Origin of the sequence: Pseudomonas sp. PKS, assembly GCF_051913525.1 — a bacterium.
GTDB classification, from domain to species: Bacteria; Pseudomonadota; Gammaproteobacteria; order Pseudomonadales; family Pseudomonadaceae; genus Aquipseudomonas; species Aquipseudomonas guariconensis_D.
Window position 1 is genome coordinate 242,942 of the sequence record NZ_JBEGDO010000005.1, and the last position, 19,563, is coordinate 262,504.

The window sequence follows — 19,563 nt, forward strand, 5'->3', positions numbered from 1 at the left end:
CTTTGAACCATGGCCACTATCCACGTAGACGGCAAAGCGCTCGAAGTCAATGGTGCGGACAACCTGTTACAGGCCTGTCTGTCGCTCGGCCTCGACATCCCCTATTTCTGCTGGCACCCGGCGCTCGGTAGCGTCGGCGCCTGCCGGCAGTGCGCGGTCAAACAGTACACCGACGAGAACGACACCCGCGGTCGTATCGTCATGTCCTGCATGACCCCTGCCTCCGACGGCACCTGGATCTCCATCGACGATGAAGAGTCCAAGGCGTTCCGCGCCAGCGTCGTCGAATGGCTGATGACCAACCACCCGCACGACTGCCCGGTGTGCGAGGAAGGCGGTCACTGCCACCTGCAGGACATGACGGTAATGACCGGCCACAACGAGCGCCGCTACCGTTTCACCAAGCGTACCCACCAGAACCAGGACCTCGGCCCGTTCATCGCCCACGAGATGAACCGCTGCATCGCCTGCTACCGCTGCGTGCGCTACTACAAGGACTACGCAGGCGGCACTGACCTGGGTGTCTACGGCGCCCACGACAACGTGTACTTCGGTCGCGTCGAAGACGGCGTGCTGGAGAGCGAGTTCTCCGGCAACCTGACCGAGGTCTGCCCGACCGGCGTGTTCACCGACAAGACCCACTCCGAGCGCTACAACCGCAAGTGGGACATGCAGTTCGCCCCGAGCATCTGCCACGGCTGCTCCAGTGGCTGCAACATCAGCCCCGGTGAGCGCTACGGTGAACTGCGCCGTATCGAGAACCGCTTCAACGGTTCGGTCAACCAATACTTCCTGTGCGACCGTGGCCGCTTCGGCTATGGCTACGTCAACCGCAGCGACCGCCCACGCCAGCCGCACCTGGCCGACGGCACCAAGCTGGGCCTGGACGCCGCCCTGGACAAGGCCGCCGACCTGCTGCGCGGTCGCACCATCGTCGGTATCGGCTCGCCACGCGCCAGCCTGGAGAGCAACTACGGCCTGCGTGAGCTGGTCGGCGCCGACTATTTCTACTCAGGTATGGAAGCCGGTGAGCTGGCCCGCGTGCGCTTGGCCCTTGAGGTGCTGAACAATAGCCCGCTGCCCGTGCCTACCCTGCGCGACATCGAAGATCACGACGCCGTGTTCGTCCTCGGTGAAGACCTGACCCAGACCGCCGCCCGCGTCGCCCTGGCCGTACGCCAGGCCACCAAGGGCAAGGCCGAAGCCATGGCCGATGCCATGCGCGTACAGCCGTGGCTCGATGCAGCGGTCAAGAACATCGGCCAGCACGCGCTGTATCCGCTGTTCATCGCCTCGCTGGCTGAAACCAAGCTCGACGACGTCGCCGAAGAGTGCGTCCACGCAGCCCCGGCAGACCTGGCTCGCCTGGGCTTCGCCGTGGCCCACGCTATCGACCCAAGCGCGCCTGCCGTCGACGGCCTGGATGCCGACGCCAAGGCACTGGCACAGCGCATCGCCGATGCCCTGGTCGCCGCCCAGCGTCCGCTGGTGGTCGCTGGCACTTCCCTTGCCGACCCCGCACTGATCGAAGCCGCCGCCAACATCGCCAAGGCCCTGAAACTGCGCGAAAAGAACGGCTCGCTGAGCCTGGTGGTGCCGGAAGCCAACAGCCTCGGCATGGCCATGATGGGCGGTGAGTCCGTCGACGCCGCGCTTGATGCCGTCATCAGCGGCCAGGCCGACGCCATCGTGGTACTGGAGAACGACCTGTACGCCCGCGTACCGGCCGCCAAGGTTGACGCTGCCCTGGCCGCGGCCAAGGTGGTGATCGTCGCCGACCACTCCAAGACCCCGACCACCGACCGCGCCCATCTGGTGCTGCCGGCGGCCACCTTCGCCGAAGGCGACGGTACCCTGGTCAGCCAGGAAGGCCGTGCCCAGCGCTTCTTCCAGGTGTTCGACCCGCAATACCTGGACAGCAGCATCCTGGTTCATGAAGGCTGGCGCTGGATGCACGCCCTGCGTGCGACCCTGCTGAACAAGCCAGTCGACTGGACCCAGCTGGACCACGTCACCAGCGCCTGCGCCGAAGCCGCCCCGCAACTGGCCGGCATCGTCAACGCAGCGCCTTCCGCCGCGTTCCGCATCAAGGGCATGAAACTGGCCCGTGAACCGCTGCGCTACTCCGGCCGTACCGCCATGCGTGCCAACATCAGCGTGCACGAACCGCGTACCCCGCAAGACAAAGACACCGCCTTCGCCTTCTCCATGGAAGGCTACTCGGGCTCGGCAGAACCGCGCCAGCAGGTACCGTTCGCCTGGTCGCCGGGCTGGAACTCCCCGCAGGCCTGGAACAAGTTCCAGGATGAGGTCGGCGGCCACCTGCGCGCTGGCGATCCAGGTGTGCGCCTGATCGAGCCGCAAGGCGATCGCCTGCACTGGTTCACCACCATCCCGGCTGCCTTCAACCCGGCCCGCGGCACCTGGACTGCCGTGCCGTTCTACCACCTGTTCGGCAGCGAAGAGTCCTCTTCCCGCGCCGCCCCGGTGCAAGAACGCATCCCGGCCGCCTACGTAGCACTGGCCAAGTCCGAGGCCGACCGCCTGGGCGTCAACGAGGGTGCCTTGCTGAGCCTGAACGTGGCGGGCGTCTCCCTGCGCCTGCCGCTGCGTGTCAATGAAGAGCTGGGCGCTGGCCTGGTCGCGCTGCCGAAAGGCCTGGCCGGCATTCCGCCTGCCATCTTCGGAGCATCCGTCGAAGGTCTGCAGGAGGCAGCACAATGAGCTGGTTCACCCCCGAAGTGATCGATGTGATCCTCACCGTCGTCCGGGCCATCGTGGTCCTGCTGGCGGTGGTGGTCTGCGGCGCGCTGCTCAGCTTCGTCGAGCGTCGCCTGCTGGGTTGGTGGCAGGACCGCTACGGTCCGAACCGTGTCGGCCCGTTCGGCATGTTCCAGATCGCTGCCGACATGCTGAAGATGTTCTTCAAGGAAGACTGGAACCCGCCTTTCGTCGATCGCATGATCTTCACCCTGGCGCCAGTCGTGGCCATGAGCGCGCTGCTGATCGCCTTCGTGGTCATCCCGATCACCCCGGTCTGGGGCGTGGCTGACCTGAACATCGGTCTGCTGTTCTTCTTCGCCATGGCCGGTCTGTCGGTGTATGCGGTGCTGTTCGCCGGCTGGTCGTCGAACAACAAGTACGCCCTGCTCGGCAGCCTGCGTGCTTCGGCCCAGACCGTGTCGTACGAAGTGTTCCTGGGCCTGGCGCTGATGGGCGTGGTGGTTCAGGTCGGTTCGTTCAACATGCGCGACATCGTCGACTACCAGGCACAGAACCTGTGGTTCATCATTCCGCAGTTCTTCGGCTTCTGCACCTTCTTCATCGCTGGCGTCGCCGTGACTCACCGTCACCCGTTCGACCAGCCAGAAGCAGAACAGGAACTGGCCGACGGCTACCACATTGAATATGCCGGCATGAAGTGGGGCATGTTCTTCGTCGGTGAGTACATCGGCATCATCCTGATCTCGGCGCTGCTGGTGACCCTGTTCTTCGGCGGCTGGCACGGCCCGTTCGGCCTGCTGCCACAGGTTCCGTTCCTGTGGTTCGCCCTGAAGACCGCGTTCTTCATCATGCTGTTCATCCTGCTGCGCGCCTCGATTCCGCGCCCACGCTATGACCAGGTGATGGACTTCAGCTGGAAGTTCTGCCTGCCGCTGACCTTGATCAATTTGCTGGTGACCGCTGCGATCGTGCTTTACAACACGCCAGCCGTCGCGGCCCAGTGAGGATTTGACCCATGTTCAAATATATCGGCGACATCGTTAAAGGCACCGGCACCCAGCTGCGCAGCCTGGTGATGGTGTTCTCCCACGGGTTCCGCAAGCGCGACACCCTGCAATACCCCGAAGAGCCCGTGTACCTGCCACCGCGCTACCGCGGTCGCATCGTCCTGACCCGCGATCCCGACGGCGAGGAGCGCTGCGTGGCGTGCAACCTCTGCGCGGTAGCCTGCCCGGTTGGCTGCATCTCGCTGCAGAAGGCCGAGACCGAGGACGGCCGCTGGTATCCGGAGTTCTTCCGCATCAACTTCTCGCGCTGCATCTTCTGCGGCCTGTGCGAGGAAGCGTGCCCGACCACCGCGATCCAGCTGACTCCGGATTTCGAAATGGCCGAGTTCAAGCGTCAGGACCTGGTGTACGAGAAGGAAGACCTCCTGATCTCCGGCCCCGGCAAGAACCCTGACTACAACTTCTACCGTGTTGCGGGTATGGCGATCGCTGGCAAGCCGAAGGGCGCTGCACAGAACGAAGCCGAGCCGATCAACGTGAAGAGCTTGCTCCCATAAGGACAGAAAGATGGAATTCGCTTTCTACTTCGCATCCGGGATCGCCGTGGTCTCCACCCTTCGGGTGGTGACCGGCACCAACCCCGTGCACGCCCTGCTCTACCTGATCATTTCCCTGATCTCCGTGGCGATGATCTTCTTCTCCCTGGGTGCGCCGTTTGCCGGCGCCCTGGAAGTGATCGCCTATGCTGGCGCCATCATGGTGCTGTTCGTCTTCGTGGTGATGATGCTCAACCTCGGGCCGGCTTCGGTCGCCCAGGAGCGTGGCTGGCTCAAGCCGGGTATCTGGGCAGGGCCTGTGTTCCTGGCCGCCCTGCTGCTGCTTGAGCTGCTGTACGTGCTGTTCGCCGAGCCAAGCGGCGCGGCCATCAGCGGTACCACCGTGGACGCCAAGGCCGTGGGCATCAGCCTGTTCGGTCCTTACCTGCTGGTGGTCGAACTGGCCTCGATGCTGCTGCTGGCCGCGGCCGTCACCGCCTTCCACCTGGGCCGCAACGAGGCGAAGGAGTAAATCATGGGTGCTATCCCTCTCGAGCATGGGCTGGCGGTCGCCGGCATCCTGTTCTGCTTAGGTCTGGTTGGCCTGATGGTCCGCCGCAACATCCTCTTCGTGCTCATGAGCCTGGAAGTCATGATGAACGCCGCTGCCCTGGCGTTCATCGTCGCCGGTGCCCGTTGGGTTCAACCCGACGGTCAGGTGATGTTCATTCTGGTGATCAGCCTGGCAGCCGCCGAGGCCAGCATTGGCCTGGCGATCCTGCTGCAGCTGTATCGCCGCTTCCACACTCTCGACATCGATGCTGCCAGTGAGATGCGCGGATGAACCTTATCTTCCTGACTTTCGTCTTCCCCCTGATCGGCTTCCTGCTGCTGTCGTTCTCGCGCGGGCGGTTCTCGGAGAACCTGTCCGCGCTGATCGGCGTCGGCTCCGTTGGCCTGTCGGCCGCCGTGGCCGCCTATGTGATCTGGCAATTCAATGTCGCGCCGCCTGAAGGCGGTGCGTACAGCCAACTGCTGTGGCAGTGGATGTCGGTGGACGGCTTTGCGCCGAACTTCACCCTGTACGTGGATGGCCTGTCGATCACCATGCTCGGCGTGGTCACCGGTGTGGGCTTCCTGATCCACCTGTTCGCGTCCTGGTACATGCGCGGCGAAGCCGGTTACTCGCGCTTCTTCTCGTACACCAACCTGTTCATCGCCAGCATGCTGTTCCTGGTGCTGGGCGACAACCTGCTGTTCATCTACTTCGGCTGGGAAGGCGTGGGCCTGTGCTCGTACCTGTTGATCGGTTTCTACTACAGCAACCGCAACAACGGTAACGCCGCACTGAAGGCCTTCATCGTCACCCGTATCGGCGACGTGTTCATGGCCATCGGCCTGTTCATCCTGTTCGCCCAGCTGGGTACCCTGAACGTCCAGGAACTGCTGGTGCTGGCACCGCAGAAGTTCCAGGCAGGTGATACCTGGATGGTGCTGGCGACCCTGATGCTGCTCGGCGGCGCCGTCGGTAAATCGGCCCAGTTGCCACTGCAGACCTGGCTTGCCGACGCGATGGCCGGCCCGACTCCAGTCTCCGCGCTGATCCACGCCGCAACCATGGTGACTGCGGGCGTCTACCTGATCGCCCGTACCCACGGCCTGTTCCTGCTGGCGCCAGACATCCTGCACCTGGTGGGTATCGTCGGTGGCGTGACCCTGGTCCTGGCCGGCTTCGCCGCGCTGGTCCAGACCGACATCAAACGTATCCTCGCCTACTCGACCATGAGCCAGATCGGCTACATGTTCCTGGCCCTGGGCGTCGGCGCCTGGGAAGGCGCGATCTTCCACCTGATGACCCACGCCTTCTTCAAGGCCCTGCTGTTCCTTGCCTCCGGTGCGGTCATCGTTGCCTGCCACCATGAGCAGAACATCTTCAAGATGGGCGGCCTGTGGAAGAAACTGCCGTTGGCCTACGCCAGCTTCGTGGTCGGCGGTGCCGCCCTGGCCGCCCTGCCGATCCTGACCGCGGGCTTCTACTCCAAGGACGAGATCCTCTGGGAAGCCTTCGCCAGCGGCCACACCGGCCTGTTGTACGCAGGCCTGGTCGGCGCGTTCATGACCTCGCTGTACACCTTCCGCCTGATCTTCATCGCCTTCCATGGCGAAGCGAAGACCGAAGCCCACGCCGGCCACGGTATTTCCCACTGGCTGCCACTGGGCGTGCTGATCGTGCTGTCGACCTTCGTCGGCGCCTGGATCCACCCGCCTCTGGCTGGCGTGCTGCCACAGAGCGTCGGCCATGCCGGCGGCGAAGCCCAGCACTCGCTGGAAATCGTCTCGGGCGCCATCGCCATCGCCGGGATCCTGCTGGCAGCGGTGCTGTTCCTGGGTAAACGCACCCTGGTCAGCGCAATCGCCAACAGCGGCATCGGTCGCGTCCTGTCGGCCTGGTGGTTCGCCGCCTGGGGCTTCGACTGGATCTACGACAAGCTGTTCGTCAAACCTTATCTGCTGATCAGCCACATCCTGCGCAAGGATCCGGTTGACCGCAGCATCGGCCTGATTCCTCGGATGGCTCGCGGCGGTCACGTCGCCATGAGCAAGACCGAAACCGGCCAGCTGCGCTGGTACACCGCCTCGATCGCCGTGGGTGCCGTTCTGGTACTCGGCGCCGTGGTAGTGGCCGCGGTATGACTATGAACCTTGCGACTTTGCGAAAGGAAACGAACCCGTCATGATTCTGCCTTGGCTGATCCTGATCCCCTTCATCGGCGGCCTCCTGTGCTGGCTGGGTGAGCGCTTCGGCGCCACCCTGCCCCGCTGGATCGCGCTGCTGACCATGTCCCTGCTGCTTGGCATCGGCCTGTGGCTGTGGGCTAACGGCGACTACACCCTGGCCCCTGCCCCGGGCGCGGAACCGGCCTGGACCCTCGAATACAAAGTCGAGTGGATCAAGCGCTTCGGCATCAGCATTCACCTGGCCCTCGACGGCCTGTCGCTGCTGATGATCCTGCTCACCGGCCTGCTGGGTGTGCTTTCGGTCCTGTGTTCCTGGAAAGAGATCCAGCGCCACGTCGGCTTCTTCCACCTCAACCTGATGTGGATCCTGGGCGGTGTGGTCGGTGTGTTCCTGGCCCTGGACCTGTTCCTGTTCTTCTTCTTCTGGGAAATGATGCTGGTGCCGATGTACTTCCTCATCGCGCTCTGGGGTCACAGCTCCGCCGATGGCAAGAAGACCCGGATCTACGCCGCCACCAAGTTCTTCATCTTCACCCAGGCCAGCGGCCTGATCATGCTGGTGGCGATCCTTGGCCTGGTGCTGGTGAACTACAACAGCACCGGCGTCATCACCTTCAACTACAGCGACCTGCTCAAGGCCGAACTGCCAGCCGGTACCGAATACCTGCTGATGCTTGGCTTCTTCATCGCCTTCGCGGTGAAGCTGCCGGTGGTGCCGTTCCACTCCTGGCTGCCTGACGCTCACGCCCAGGCACCGACTGCAGGTTCCGTGGACCTGGCCGGTATCTTGCTGAAGACTGCGGCCTACGGCCTGCTGCGCTTCGCCCTGCCGCTGTTCCCGAACGCTTCGGCCGAGTTCGCTCCGATCGCCATGACCCTGGGCCTGATCGGTATCTTCTACGGCGCCTTCCTGGCCTTCGCGCAAACCGACATCAAGCGCCTGGTGGCGTTCTCCAGCGTCTCGCACATGGGCTTCGTGCTGATCGGCATCTACTCCGGCAGCCAGCAAGCCCTGCAGGGCGCAGTGATCCAGATGCTGGCCCACGGCCTGTCGGCCGCGGCGCTGTTCATCCTGGCCGGCCAGTTGTACGAGCGCATGCATACCCGTGACATGCGCGAGATGGGCGGCCTGTGGCACCGCATCGCCTACCTGCCAGCCATCAGCCTGTTCTTCGCCGCTGCCTCCCTGGGCCTGCCGGGTACCGGCAACTTCGTCGGCGAGTTCCTGATCCTGATCGGCAGCTTCGTCCATGTGCCATGGATCACCGTGATCGCCACCACTGGCCTGGTCTTCGGCTCGGTCTACTCGCTGATCATGATCCACCGCGCCTACTTCGGTCCGGCCAAGTCCGACACCGTGTTGGCCGGCATGGACGGTCGCGAACTGGTCATGGTCCTGGGCCTGGCCGGCCTGCTGATCCTGCTCGGCGTGTACCCGCAGCCGTTCCTGGACACCTCTGCCGCCACCATGAGCGGTGTGCAGCAGTGGATCGGTTCCGCTTTCACTCAACTCGCTTCGGCCCGGTAAGAGCGCTATGGAATTCACCACTCAACACTTCATCGCATTGGCGCCGATGCTCATCACCACCGTCACGACGGTGGTGGTGATGCTGGCGATCGCCTGGAAGCGCAATCACTCGCAGACCTTCCTGCTGTCCACCGTGGGCCTGAACCTGGCCCTGCTGTCGATCCTGCCGGCGCTGAAGGTCGCGCCGCTGGCGGTCACCTCGCTGGTGACCATCGACAAGTTCGCCTGCCTGTACATGGCGATCATCCTGGTAGCAACGCTGGCCTGCGTCACCCTCGCCCATGCCTATCTGGGCGAAGGGTCCAAGGGCTATCCGGGCAACCGTGAAGAACTGTACCTGCTGCTGCTGATGTCCGCCCTGGGCGGCTTGGTGCTGGTCAGCGCCAACCACCTGGCTGGCCTGTTCATTGGCCTGGAACTGCTGTCGGTACCGGTCTATGGCCTGGTGGCGTATGCGTTCTTCAACAAGCGTTCGCTGGAAGCCGGCATCAAGTACATGGTGCTTTCGGCGGCAGGTTCTGCCTTCCTGCTGTTCGGCATGGCCCTACTGTATGCCGACGCCGGCAGCCTGACCTTCGACCAGATCGGCAAGGCACTGGCTGCCACCAGCATGCCGAGCCTGCTGGCCCAGCTGGGCCTGGGCATGATGCTGGTGGGCCTTGCCTTCAAGCTGTCGCTGGTACCGTTCCACCTGTGGACTCCGGACGTGTACGAAGGTGCTCCGGCACCGGTCGCCGCGTTCCTGGCCACTGCCAGCAAAGTCGCGGTGTTCGCCGTGGTCGTTCGCCTGTTCATGCTCTCCCCTGCCGCCAGCAGCGGTGTACTGAGCACCGTACTGGCCGTGATCGCTGTCGCCTCGATCCTGATCGGCAACCTGCTGGCGCTGACCCAGAGCAACCTCAAGCGACTGCTCGGTTACTCGTCCATCGCCCACTTCGGCTACCTGGTCATCGCCCTGGTCGCCAGCAAGGGCCTGGCCCTGGAGGCCATGGGTGTTTACCTGGTGACCTATGTCATCACCAGCCTGGGCGCCTTCGGCGTGATCACTCTGATGTCGTCGCCCTATGCCGGTCGTGACGCCGATGCCCTGTACGAGTACCGCGGCCTGTTCTGGCGCCGTCCGTACCTGACCGCGGTACTGACCGTGATGATGCTGTCGTTGGCAGGTATCCCGCTGACCGCAGGCTTCATCGGCAAGTTCTACATCATCGCCACCGGCGTCGAGTCGCACCTGTGGTGGCTGGTCGGTGCCCTGGTAATCGGTAGCGCCATCGGCGTGTACTACTACCTGCGCGTCATGGTCACCCTGTACCTGGTAGAGCCAAACCTGCGTCGCCACGACGCTCCGCTGAAGTGGGAACAGCGCACTGGCGGCGTCATGCTGCTGGCCATCGCTATACTCGCCTTCATCCTGGGCGTGTACCCGCAGCCTCTGTTGGAACTGGTCCAGCAAGCCGGCCTGCAACTGATCGGCTGATCAATCTGCAAACACAAAACACCCCGCACATGCGGGGTGTTTTGTTTTCTGCTCCATATGGGCAATGGTGGGTGTCATGCTGCGCCTGGTGTGTTCTTGCCATTGCGCGCCGGCTTGCGTGAACAGCCCGGGTTGTGGGCCGCGCGCCGCAGTTCACCATAGGCGCTCGGCAGGTGGACATCTGGATTTGGCATACCGCTGGGGGAGAGTTCATGGGTCATCTCGAACTGGGCACGTACCGACCAGCCGCAGGCCTCATTGACGCATTGCAGATAGGCGATACGAAGGAAGATATGACGCCCTTCACTGGTGCGAATTCGCATCTTGCCGGTGCAATGAGGGCATACCAATTTATAGCTGCTCACAGGCACCTCCTATTGGGTACCCTCGACGCGTGTAAGACACCGTGACGATCACGGTCAGTGTACGCCCCCACAGATATAAGACTTCTCGATAAATTCATGTTACTTACCATCCGACGCTGAGTGGACCTTCACCCATCCATCCAGATGAGTACGGCTCATGGGCTTACAGAAACATTTACTCGTATTGAGTATTTTTTCCGTCCTGCGATAGCCGAACCAAACGTCCTGCCTGACTATCTTTTGCCTGTGATTTGTCCATAATCTTGTTTGATTGTTGTTGTAGGTATATAGCTGAGCAAATGTAGGCGTTTTCGCTGCAATCATCATTCATACCGTTACCGATGTGTCTGGTGCTCTCAATATATTCTTATCGCATATTTTTGCCTACAAATCTCATACATACTCCTTTTTTGGTATTCATAATGAGTACACCCTCCCTCTCCGCGATATTGCATCGAATGAAGGACCTCACCGGCGCCAAAACCGATGCCGAACTTTCCAAAGCATTGGGTATCAGCCCGCAAACCTTGAGCAGCTGGAAGATACGCGAGAGCATTCCTTACGCGTTGTGCATGGAGTTGGCGCAGGAACAAGGGGTGTCCCTCGATTGGCTGTTCCTAGGGGACGGGCAACAAAACCGAACATCTATTGCATCCCCCCCTCAAGGGCATTCATCTGCTTGGGAGACGGATCTGCTCAAGCAGTTGCGGGCGCTGTCGGCACTGGATCTGCAAGCCATCCGCGCGACCATTGAGGACAAGTTGCGCATCTCTCAGCTGGAGCGTCGTCTCGAAGAGTTGACCCATCGCCCTGTCAAGCATTGACCCTTCCGCGCTTCGCTAGCGGTGCCGCTCACCGTCGTTTCCCTGACCTGTTGGGCCAGGCTCCAGCGGGTCTGGACCTCCACCAGGCGCAGATAGCAAATCGAAAGCGCCCGCCCCTGCTCATGACTGTCGACATCGATCAGACGCCGATAGCCACGTTCGCGCAGGCAGCGGCGCCAATTGGCGAACTCGCGCGCTGCAACCTCCATCGAAACCCTGCCGGCCAGTTCCAGTCGCGTATCGCTGACATCCAATGACAGCCCCAGACGTTCACGCAACCACCCTAGCTCTATCCGCGGCCAGAACGGATCGTGATAGACCAGATAGCGTTTGGGCGGGCACTCAAATAAGGAGCACGACTCCCGATTCACGGATCGCCCCCCACTCACTGGTTGTTCAGCATGCCGTAACGTATCGCCTTGATCACCGCCGCTACCCGGGTGTTCACCGCGAACTTGCGCAAGATATTGCTGACATGGAAATTGACCGTTGACTCCTTGCAGCCCACGATCTGGCCAATTTCCCAGGAAGTCTTGCCGTAGGCGCACCACAGCAGCACTTCCCGTTCCCTGGGGGTAAGGTGGATGGGCTGATCAATGTTGACGTCAGGTACCAGTTGGCGTTGCAGGTTCATGGAGCACACTCCCTACGGTCATAAGAGCCCAAAGGCATTTACGTTTGATGTGCTTGAACCTTACGAAGCCATCGTCGCGTTACTCCAGCATCCAGGGTTGTAGGTCGGCGTCCTACACAAAACGTCTTACATGCGCAGGGGCACTTTTTCCCTAAAAAAGTGACGTGCTCTGAAGGATTTTGCGTGCGTCTGACACCTGTTGCCCGCCCTACTGCCTGGAGTTGTACGATGCGTCCCGTTTCACCTATCCCTTGCGCTGTCGGCCTATGGGTCGTTGCTACCGGCAACTCGGCAATGGCCGCTGCACCTCTGGAACTGGAGCAGGTCGTGATCGAAGGCCAGCAGCAAAGTGAGCTGGAGTCCGCCGCGCAGCGCCTACGGGAGGTCCCTGGGGCCACCAACCTCATCGACATGCAACGTGTCGAGCAAGGGCGTGTCGCCAGCAACCAGGACGTGCTGGCCTATCAACCTGGTGTCTTCGCCCAGTCGGCCGGCAACGATGGCATCAAGCTGTCAATCCGCGGCTCAGGCATCAATCGCGCCCCCGGAGCCCATGGTTCTGGTGTCTACACGATGTTCGACGGCCTACCGTTGACGGGCCCGGGGGGCACGCCCTACGAGCTGTTCGAGCCGCTGTGGCTGAGCCGTGCCGAGGTGCTGCGTGGAGCCAATGGCTTCGACCAGGGGGCATTGGCCCTCGGCGGCGCAATCAACTATGTGACCCACACCGGCTACGACGCCGCGCCTGCGCAAGTGCGCTATGAAGTGGGCAGTCGCGGATACGCCCATCGGCACGTGAGCTCCGGGCAGGTATTGGGGGATCTGGACTACTACGTGGCCCTGACCGACGCCGAATACGATGGCTATCAGGAACACAGCAGCGGCAGTGCCAAGGGTTTCGCCGCCAACGTCGGCTATCGCTTCAATCCCAACCTGGAAACACGCTTCTACCTGCGCTACCGCGAAACAGAGAACGACCTGGCTGGGCGCCTGACCAAAGAACAGGTCAAGCATGATCCACGTGCAGCCAATCCAGACTACCTGGCCCGAGACGACAGTCGCCCGCAACCGGGTAGTACTTGGGTGGCCAACAAGACCACCTTCTACCTGGAGGATGACGCTCGCCTGGAAGCGGGACTGGTCTACCACGACTACCCGATGGACCTGCGCGAAGGCCCCATGCGCCTTAAGGTCGCCTATACCGATGTCAGCGGGACCCTCAACTATGTGCGTCGCGACACCCTGTTCGGGCTTCAGAGCAACACCACCATCGGTTGGCGTACCACCAAGCACTTGCCCAACAGTGGCGCCTCGCAGTTCGTGCGCACTGGCGATGTCTTCGGCCCTCGTACTCGGGACTTCAGCTACCAGGGCTCGGACACCGTACTGCATGTCGGCAACGACCTGGAACTCATGCCTGACCTGTGGCTGACCACCGGCCTGGCAATGATCTATACCCGCCGCGAAAGCGATGTGACCTACCCGCAGGATGGCGGCAAGGTCAGCCAGCATGACTGGGACTACGCGCCTCGTCTGGGCTTGCGGTATGACATCAGTCCACACGTGCAGGTGTATGGCAACCTGAGCCGCTCCGTGGAACCTCCGCACCCTTGGTCGCTGATCTGGAGCTCGACAGTCCCTACCCAACCGATCGAAATGCAAAACCAGACCGCCACCACGCTGGAACTGGGTGCACGTGGCGATTCGCATCTGGGGCATTGGGACCTGGCCTGGTACTACTCGCAGGTACGTCACGAACTGCTGGCCGTTGAAATCGTGCAAGGCGCCCTGCCCAAGGAATTCAACGCCAGCCCCACCGTGCACCAAGGTGTCGAGGCCAGCCTGGACAGCACGCTCTGGGAACAGGCCGGCATCGGCAAGGTCTCCCTGCGCCAGGCCTATACTTTCAGCGACTTCCACTACCGGGACGACGACACCTTCGGCGACAACCGCCTGCCAGGCATCCCGATGCACTATTACCAGGCCGAGGTGCGCTACGACTGGCCAAGCGGCTTCTACGCAGGCCTCAACACCCAGATGGCGTCCAAAGTCCAGGTCGACTACGCCAACAGCTACCACGCCGATGCCTACACCCTGCTCGGCGCCCGGCTGGGCTGGAACTCTCCGAAGCAGGACTGGCAGACCTGGCTGGACCTGCGCAACCTGACCAACAAACGCTATGCCGCCACGGTGACGCCTGGGTATGACGATCAGGGCAAGGACAAACCACGCTCCACGCCGGGCGAAGGCTTTGGCGTCTACGCCGGCGTGTCCTACAGCTTTCTCTGAAAGGTCATGACGGCAACTGCACCTGCAACCGACTGGTGAAGATCGCCCAGCTGGACATGAACAGCGCGGCGATCAGCGGGCCGATGACGAATCCGTTGAGGCCGAACACCGCCAGGCCGCCCAGGGTGGAAATCAGAATCAGGTAGTCGGGCATCTTGGTGTCCTTGCCCACCAGGATCGGCCGCAGCAGGTTGTCCACCAGGCCAATCACCAGTACACCAAAAGCGATCAATACCACCCCTGACAGGATTGCGCCGGTGACCAGGAAATAGACCGCCACCGGTGCCCAGACAATGCCCGCCCCCACCGCTGGCAATAACGACAGAAACGCCATCAGCACACCCCAGACCAACGCACTGGGAATGCCCAGCACCCAGAAGATAAGACCACCCAGCGCCCCCTGGGTGATGGCCACCAGCAGATTCCCCTTGACCGTGGCACGCACCACGCGGCTGAACTTCAACTGCAGGCGACGCTTTTGCTGCTCTGGCAGCGGCACGGCCAGCCGCACTTTACGCGCCAGCTCCCCGCCTTCTCGCAGGAAGAAAAACAACAGGTAGAGCATGATGCCAAAGCTCACCAGAAAATCGAACGTGCCCTGGCCAAAGCTGAACGCTTGGCCCGCCAGGAACTGGCTGCCTTGCGTGGCCCACTTGGTGATCTTGTCACGTAGCCCTTCCAGATCGCCCATGCCCAGGCGCTCCAAGGCGTTCTGGACGAAGGCCGGCAGCAATGACTTGAAACTTTCCAGATGACCGGCGATATCCAGCTCGCCCTTCTCGATGCGCTGGTACAGGCTCGCGCCCTCCTGCACCAGCAAGGTACCAATGATGATCACCGGCAAGATGGCGATCAGCAGGCACACCAACAACGTCAAGGCTGCCGCCAAGTTACGCCGCCCCCCCAAGCGCAGCATCAGGTCACGCTGCAACGGGGAGAACAGGATGGCAAGGATCACCGCCCAGAACACCGCACCGTAGAACGGCAGCAAGATCCACAGGAAGGCGATGGTCACCAGCGCCAGGAGGACAATCAGGGCCTTGTTCTGCAGTGCGGTCTGGTTCATGGAGGTTTCTCGCGGGGGTCATCCCTTTAGTGCCCGCCGCTTGGTTAAAAGTGCCGTTGATCCAGATCAATGTCGCATCGACGCGCTGGCCTTAGCATCCGCGCCTTTGCCCGGTGCGCACATGACCCCTCCCGCCAAGCCCGAACTGCTGGCCCCCGCCGGCACCCTCAAGACCCTGCGCTACGCCTTCGCCTACGGTGCCGATGCGGTCTATGCTGGCCAGCCGCGCTACAGCCTGCGAGTGCGCAACAACGAGTTCGACCACGCCAACCTGGCGCTGGGTATCCGGGAGGCGCATGCCCTGGGCAAGCGCTTCTACGTGGTGGTCAATATTGCCCCGCACAATGCCAAGCTCAAGACCTTCATCAAGGACCTCGCTCCGGTCATCGAGATGGCGCCCGACGCCCTGATCATGTCCGACCCGGGCTTGATCATGCTGGTTCGCCAGCACTTCCCGCAGATGCCGATCCATCTTTCGGTGCAGGCCAACACGGTGAACTGGGCCAGTGTCGAGTTCTGGAAGCAGCTCGGCCTGAGCCGGGTGATTCTCTCGCGCGAGTTGTCTCTGGAGGAGATCGAGGAAATCCGCCAGCACGTGCCCGACATGGAGCTGGAAGTGTTCGTCCACGGCGCCCTGTGCATGGCCTATTCCGGTCGCTGCCTGCTGTCTGGCTACCTGAACCGTCGAGACGCCAACCAGGGCACCTGCACCAATGCCTGCCGCTGGAAATACCAAGCCACCCCGGCCACAGAGAACGCCACCGGCGAAATCGTCCACGAGGTCGAGCCGACCCTGGGCATCGGCGCGCCGACCGAGCAGGTGTTCCTGCTTCAGGAAAGCAACCGCCCAGGCGAAGAAATGCCAGCCTTCGAAGATGAACATGGCACCTACATCATGAATGCCAAGGACCTGCGCGCCATCCAGCACGTGGAGCGGCTGACCCAAATGGGCGTGCATTCGCTGAAGATCGAAGGCCGGACCAAGTCGCACTTCTACTGCGCCCGCGCCGTACAGTCCTACCGCCAGGCCATCGATGATGCCGTGGCAGGACGGCCCTTCGATCGCGGCTTGATGGGTAACCTGGAGTCCCTCGCCCAACGGGGCTACACCGAAGGCTTCCTGCGACGCCACGTTCACGATGAGTACCAGAACTATCAGCGCGGCAACTCGGTCTCCGAGCGCCAGCAGTTCGTGGGCGAACTGACCGGGACACGGGTGGAGGGCCTGGCCGAGGTCAAGGTGAAGAACCGTTTCGCCGTGGGCGATCACCTGGAACTGATGACCCCACGGGGCAACTATCACTTTGACCTGAATTACTTGCGCGACCGCCAGCAACAGCCCATCCAGGTAGCGCCAGGCGATGGCCATGTGGTTTACCTGCCCATTCCCGAACAAGTCTCTCTGGAATACGGCCTGCTGATGCGCGACCTGGAGTTGGAGCACACGCGCCTGACAGATCTGTAATGCTGCGTTCAGGCCGCTGACAGCTGCCGAAAGCGACCATCGCGCAGGCCGCCGCCGGTACGGGCGGCAACCGACCGCGCTGCGCCAGAAGGCCGGTTACGCTATGCTGCGGGTCAATTCAGGGTTACGGGCCGCCCTTCCAGACCACGTATTCGCGCGTGTCCCAGCACATCGCGGGACATGGGAGCGGCCCAACCAGACGCCAGTATCTGCCTGCGTATCTAGAGGACTATCACCATGCTGCGCAAACACCTGCTCTCCCTCGGCCTGCTGGCGATTGCCGGCCTGGCCCAGGCCGCTGAGACCATCGACGTCTACCGCGATCCCAATTGCGGCTGCTGCAAGGAATGGATCAGCCACCTGCGTGACAACGGCTTCACGGTCAACGACCACGTCGAACCGAACATGAGCGAGGTCAAGCAGCGCCTGGGTGTAGCCCCACGTCTTGCGTCCTGCCATACCGGGGTGATCAACGGCAAGTTCGTCGAGGGTCATGTGCCGGCCGAACAGGTCCGCCTGCTCGCCAAGCGCAATGACCTCAAAGGCATCGCCGTCCCGGGTATGCCCATGGGCTCGCCCGGCATGGAGATGGGTGACCACAAGGACGCCTACCAGGTCATCGGCCTGACCCAGGACGGCAAGGACGAAGTGCTGGCCAACTATTGATGCTCAGTCTCTGGGCGCTGTTTCTCAGCGCCTTCGGTGCCGCCACCCTGCTGCCGCTGCAATCGGAGGCGGTGCTGGTGGGGTTGCTGCTGAGCCAACCCGATGCCTGGGCGACGTTGCTGGTGGTGGCCACCCTCGGCAACGTGCTGGGCTCGATCGTCAACTGGCTGCTGGGGCGGGCCATCGAGCATCTTCGTGATCGACGTTGGTTCCCCTTCAGTGCCCAACAGCTGGAGCGCGCCCAGCAGCGTTACCACCGCTGGGGGCAATGGTCGCTGCTGCTGAGCTGGATGCCGGTGATCGGCGACCCACTGACCTTGATCGCCGGCATCATGCGTGAACCGTTCTGGCGGTTCGTACTGCTGGTGACCTTGGCCAAGGGCGGGCGCTACCTGGTACTGGCGATGATCACCCTGGGCTGGATGCACGGACGCTGATCGTAGACCGACGTTGAGCTTTGCAGGAGCGGCTTGTCTCGCACGAGGCCCGCCAGCCCACCTTTTGCCGTTACAAGCGTCCCCAGACCAACGCCTCGGTCCATCCCAGCTCGGCGAAGTCATCGGCCCGCAGGCAAGCCTCTTCTTCACAGAAGAACTCATCCAGCTGAGGCGGTCGCACTGCCGTATCGCTGAGCATGGCGTGCACCTGGCCACGATGATGGATCTGATGCTCGAACAGGTGCGACAGCAAGCGCAGGCGTTGCTCGCGCTGCAGACGATCCGGGCGCACGATGCTCACGTAGCGCTGCAATTGGTCATCGCGCAGAAGCTGGCAATAGGCAATCAGCCGGTGGTCGGCCTGGGCCTGCTCGGCATGCAGGTCGGCACAGGTGGCAAAAGGCTGCTCGGGCTCGAAGAATCGCTCGCCATCCGGGTCCGGCGCCTCGCCGCGCTGTTCGCACTCCAGCGCATGCAGGTAGAACCAGTCCACCGTCAGGAGGTGGTTGAGCGTGGCCTTGATCGAAGGAAAGAAGCTGCAACGCGGGGCGACGAACTCGTCCTGGGTCAGTTGCAGGCATGCCTTGTACAGGCGATGGTTGGCCCAGCCATTGTTGTAGGCCTGGGTCAGCAGATGATGCGACAGCGGCTCCATGGTCGGCTCCTTCAGGCGAAGCGTTGCAGTTGCATCTCCCGTAGCCGGCTCAGGGTCCGCTGGTACGGGAACGCCAGATACCCTTGAGTGTAGAGCGCTTCGAGCGGGACTTCGGCTTCCAGGTACAAGGCGACCCGACGGTCGTAGCATTCGTCGACCAGGGCAATGAAGCGACGCACGCTGTCATCCTTGGGCGCCAGCGTCGGCAGTTCGCGGTCTCCGGCCACCACCCGCTGGGCCCCATCCTCGGTGCCACGGGCAATGCGTCCCGCCCGCTGGGCACCGCCCAAGGCCGGGATGCCCTGGACCAGAATCGCCGAAAAGCGGTCACACAACCCCATGAACTCCAGAGCCGACAAGGGTTGCTCGCACACTTCACTGAAATGACACCAGATGGCCTGCTCGCTGCGACGAATCACGCGGATTTGCCGAGAACCGATCGACAACGGCTGGTCAGTGGCAGCCCCACCCTGGCTCAGCTGACCGAACACAGCCCCCAGGGCCGTGGGCTGTCCGGGTTCAGCGACCCAGTAGCGTTGTCGAAGGGCGCCTGGATGCAGACGATGGTCCTGCTTGCCCGCCACGTTCAGCACACGCATGTGCCGCCCGATGGCGGCAATCGCCGGCAAGAAGCGCTCACGGTTGAAACCGTCGCGGTAGAGCTGCTCCGGCGGTTGATTTGAGGTGGCGACGATCGTCACCCCCTGGTCGAACAAGGTCTGAAACAGGCGTCCCAGGATGATTGCGTCGCCGATGTCACTGACAAACAGCTCATCGAAGCACAACACGCGAATCTCGGTCGCCAGGGCCTTGGCCAAGGCCTGCAAGGGGTCACGGGTGCCATTGAGCTGGAACAGCCGCTGGTGTACCCAGGCCATGAAGTGGTGGAAATGCTGGCGTCGGGACGGGACCTGCAGGCTACGGTGGAACTGATCCATCAGCCAGGTCTTGCCTCGCCCGACCGGGCCCCAGAGGTACACGCCCAAGGTGGGCTTGCCCAATCGCAGCGCCTCGAAACACGCCTGGAGCGCGTCCACTGCCAGCGCCTGGGCGCCGTCATGGACGAACCCATGCTCGTCGATAGCCTGGCGATAAAGGGTTTGCGGATCGGAGGACATGCCCTGACGCTCGGTAAAAGAACGCATCCTACG

General features: G+C 62.5%; 19 protein-coding genes. 13 read left to right on the top strand and 6 right to left on the bottom strand.

All coding sequences use genetic code 11. The features are described from left to right. Positions 1-9 precede the first annotated feature (9 nt). From nuoG to nuoN, 8 genes are read left to right on the top strand one after another with little or no spacing between them, the layout of a single operon-like run. Positions 10-2,724, top strand: coding sequence for an NADH-quinone oxidoreductase subunit NuoG (gene nuoG, locus ABOA88_RS08045; protein WP_196170442.1), 2,715 nt, complete (start codon positions 10-12; stop codon positions 2,722-2,724). Further along, positions 2,721-3,728, top strand: coding sequence for an NADH-quinone oxidoreductase subunit NuoH (gene nuoH, locus ABOA88_RS08050; protein WP_043209145.1), 1,008 nt, complete (start codon positions 2,721-2,723; stop codon positions 3,726-3,728). The genes nuoG and nuoH overlap by 4 nt, the downstream gene beginning before the upstream one ends. Positions 3,729-3,739: 11 nt before the next feature. Beyond that, complete coding sequence (gene nuoI, locus ABOA88_RS08055; RefSeq protein WP_043209143.1) at positions 3,740-4,288, top strand: NADH-quinone oxidoreductase subunit NuoI; 549 nt, start codon at positions 3,740-3,742, stop codon at positions 4,286-4,288. A 10-nt stretch (positions 4,289-4,298) separates the two neighbouring features. Beyond that, positions 4,299-4,799: an NADH-quinone oxidoreductase subunit J gene (gene nuoJ, locus ABOA88_RS08060; protein WP_043209139.1), complete on the top strand. Its 501-nt coding sequence runs from the start codon at positions 4,299-4,301 to the stop codon at positions 4,797-4,799. Between the two features lie 3 nt (positions 4,800-4,802). Further along, positions 4,803-5,111 carry an NADH-quinone oxidoreductase subunit NuoK gene (gene nuoK / locus ABOA88_RS08065; RefSeq protein WP_023631349.1) on the top strand — a complete coding sequence of 103 codons (309 nt, stop codon included), beginning with the start codon at positions 4,803-4,805 and terminating at the stop codon, positions 5,109-5,111. Next, a complete protein-coding gene (gene nuoL, locus ABOA88_RS08070; RefSeq protein ID WP_070091880.1) occupies positions 5,108-6,961 on the top strand; it encodes an NADH-quinone oxidoreductase subunit L in 1,854 nt (617 codons plus the stop codon). The genes nuoK and nuoL overlap by 4 nt, the downstream gene beginning before the upstream one ends. Before the next feature lie 40 nt (positions 6,962-7,001). Beyond that, a complete protein-coding gene (gene nuoM, locus ABOA88_RS08075; RefSeq protein WP_043209137.1) occupies positions 7,002-8,534 on the top strand; it encodes an NADH-quinone oxidoreductase subunit M in 1,533 nt (510 codons plus the stop codon). Positions 8,535-8,541: 7 nt separating this feature from the next. Continuing rightward, positions 8,542-10,011, top strand: a complete 1,470-nt coding sequence (nuoN, locus tag ABOA88_RS08080) for an NADH-quinone oxidoreductase subunit NuoN (RefSeq protein WP_196170443.1) — start codon at positions 8,542-8,544, stop codon at positions 10,009-10,011. A 74-nt stretch (positions 10,012-10,085) separates the two neighbouring features. Here the strand turns inward: nuoN and ABOA88_RS08085 are convergent, their stop codons facing one another. After that, on the bottom strand, positions 10,086-10,376 hold the full coding sequence (locus ABOA88_RS08085; RefSeq protein WP_196170444.1) for an ogr/Delta-like zinc finger family protein: 291 nt from the start codon (positions 10,374-10,376) through the stop codon (positions 10,086-10,088). A 422-nt stretch (positions 10,377-10,798) separates the two neighbouring features. Between ABOA88_RS08085 and ABOA88_RS08090 the strand changes: the two genes are divergently transcribed. Continuing rightward, positions 10,799-11,200 (top strand): helix-turn-helix domain-containing protein, encoded by a 402-nt coding sequence (locus tag ABOA88_RS08090; protein WP_196170445.1) that lies wholly within the window; start codon positions 10,799-10,801, stop codon positions 11,198-11,200. On the opposite strand, the gene ABOA88_RS08095 is transcribed toward ABOA88_RS08090, so the two are convergent. Together ABOA88_RS08095 and ABOA88_RS08100 are read right to left on the bottom strand one after the other, a co-directional pair. After that, positions 11,149-11,589, bottom strand: coding sequence for a head completion/stabilization protein (locus ABOA88_RS08095; protein WP_419183393.1), 441 nt, complete (start codon positions 11,587-11,589; stop codon positions 11,149-11,151). The two genes, ABOA88_RS08090 and ABOA88_RS08095, sit on opposite strands and share 52 nt — an antisense overlap. Then, positions 11,586-11,834, bottom strand: a complete 249-nt coding sequence (locus ABOA88_RS08100) for a helix-turn-helix domain-containing protein (protein WP_196170446.1) — start codon at positions 11,832-11,834, stop codon at positions 11,586-11,588. The genes ABOA88_RS08095 and ABOA88_RS08100 overlap by 4 nt, the downstream gene beginning before the upstream one ends. Before the next feature lie 228 nt (positions 11,835-12,062). On the opposite strand from ABOA88_RS08100, the gene ABOA88_RS08105 reads away from it, so the two are divergent. Beyond that, positions 12,063-14,123 (top strand): TonB-dependent receptor family protein, encoded by a 2,061-nt coding sequence (locus tag ABOA88_RS08105; RefSeq protein ID WP_437437102.1) that lies wholly within the window; start codon positions 12,063-12,065, stop codon positions 14,121-14,123. 4 nt (positions 14,124-14,127) lie between these two features. On the opposite strand, the gene ABOA88_RS08110 is transcribed toward ABOA88_RS08105, so the two are convergent. Continuing rightward, complete coding sequence (locus ABOA88_RS08110) at positions 14,128-15,189, bottom strand: AI-2E family transporter (RefSeq protein ID WP_367851897.1); 1,062 nt, start codon at positions 15,187-15,189, stop codon at positions 14,128-14,130. A 121-nt stretch (positions 15,190-15,310) separates the two neighbouring features. Between ABOA88_RS08110 and trhP the strand changes: the two genes are divergently transcribed. From trhP to ABOA88_RS08125, 3 genes are all read left to right on the top strand, one after another. Next, positions 15,311-16,654: a prephenate-dependent tRNA uridine(34) hydroxylase TrhP gene (gene trhP, locus ABOA88_RS08115; protein ID WP_367851898.1), complete on the top strand. Its 1,344-nt coding sequence runs from the start codon at positions 15,311-15,313 to the stop codon at positions 16,652-16,654. A 237-nt stretch (positions 16,655-16,891) separates the two neighbouring features. Further along, a complete protein-coding gene (locus tag ABOA88_RS08120) occupies positions 16,892-17,320 on the top strand; it encodes a DUF411 domain-containing protein (RefSeq protein ID WP_367851899.1) in 429 nt (142 codons plus the stop codon). Next, complete coding sequence (locus ABOA88_RS08125; RefSeq protein WP_196170451.1) at positions 17,320-17,757, top strand: YqaA family protein; 438 nt, start codon at positions 17,320-17,322, stop codon at positions 17,755-17,757. The genes ABOA88_RS08120 and ABOA88_RS08125 overlap by 1 nt, the downstream gene beginning before the upstream one ends. Before the next feature lie 70 nt (positions 17,758-17,827). On the opposite strand, the gene ABOA88_RS08130 is transcribed toward ABOA88_RS08125, so the two are convergent. Continuing rightward, the gene (locus tag ABOA88_RS08130) at positions 17,828-18,412 is read right to left on the bottom strand and encodes a DinB family protein (protein WP_367851900.1); all 585 of its coding nucleotides are present in this window, start codon (positions 18,410-18,412) and stop codon (positions 17,828-17,830) included. An 11-nt stretch (positions 18,413-18,423) separates the two neighbouring features. After that, positions 18,424-19,530 carry a cell division protein ZapE gene (gene zapE, locus ABOA88_RS08135; RefSeq protein ID WP_367851904.1) on the bottom strand — a complete coding sequence of 369 codons (1,107 nt, stop codon included), beginning with the start codon at positions 19,528-19,530 and terminating at the stop codon, positions 18,424-18,426. Between the last annotated feature and the right edge of the window lie 33 nt (positions 19,531-19,563).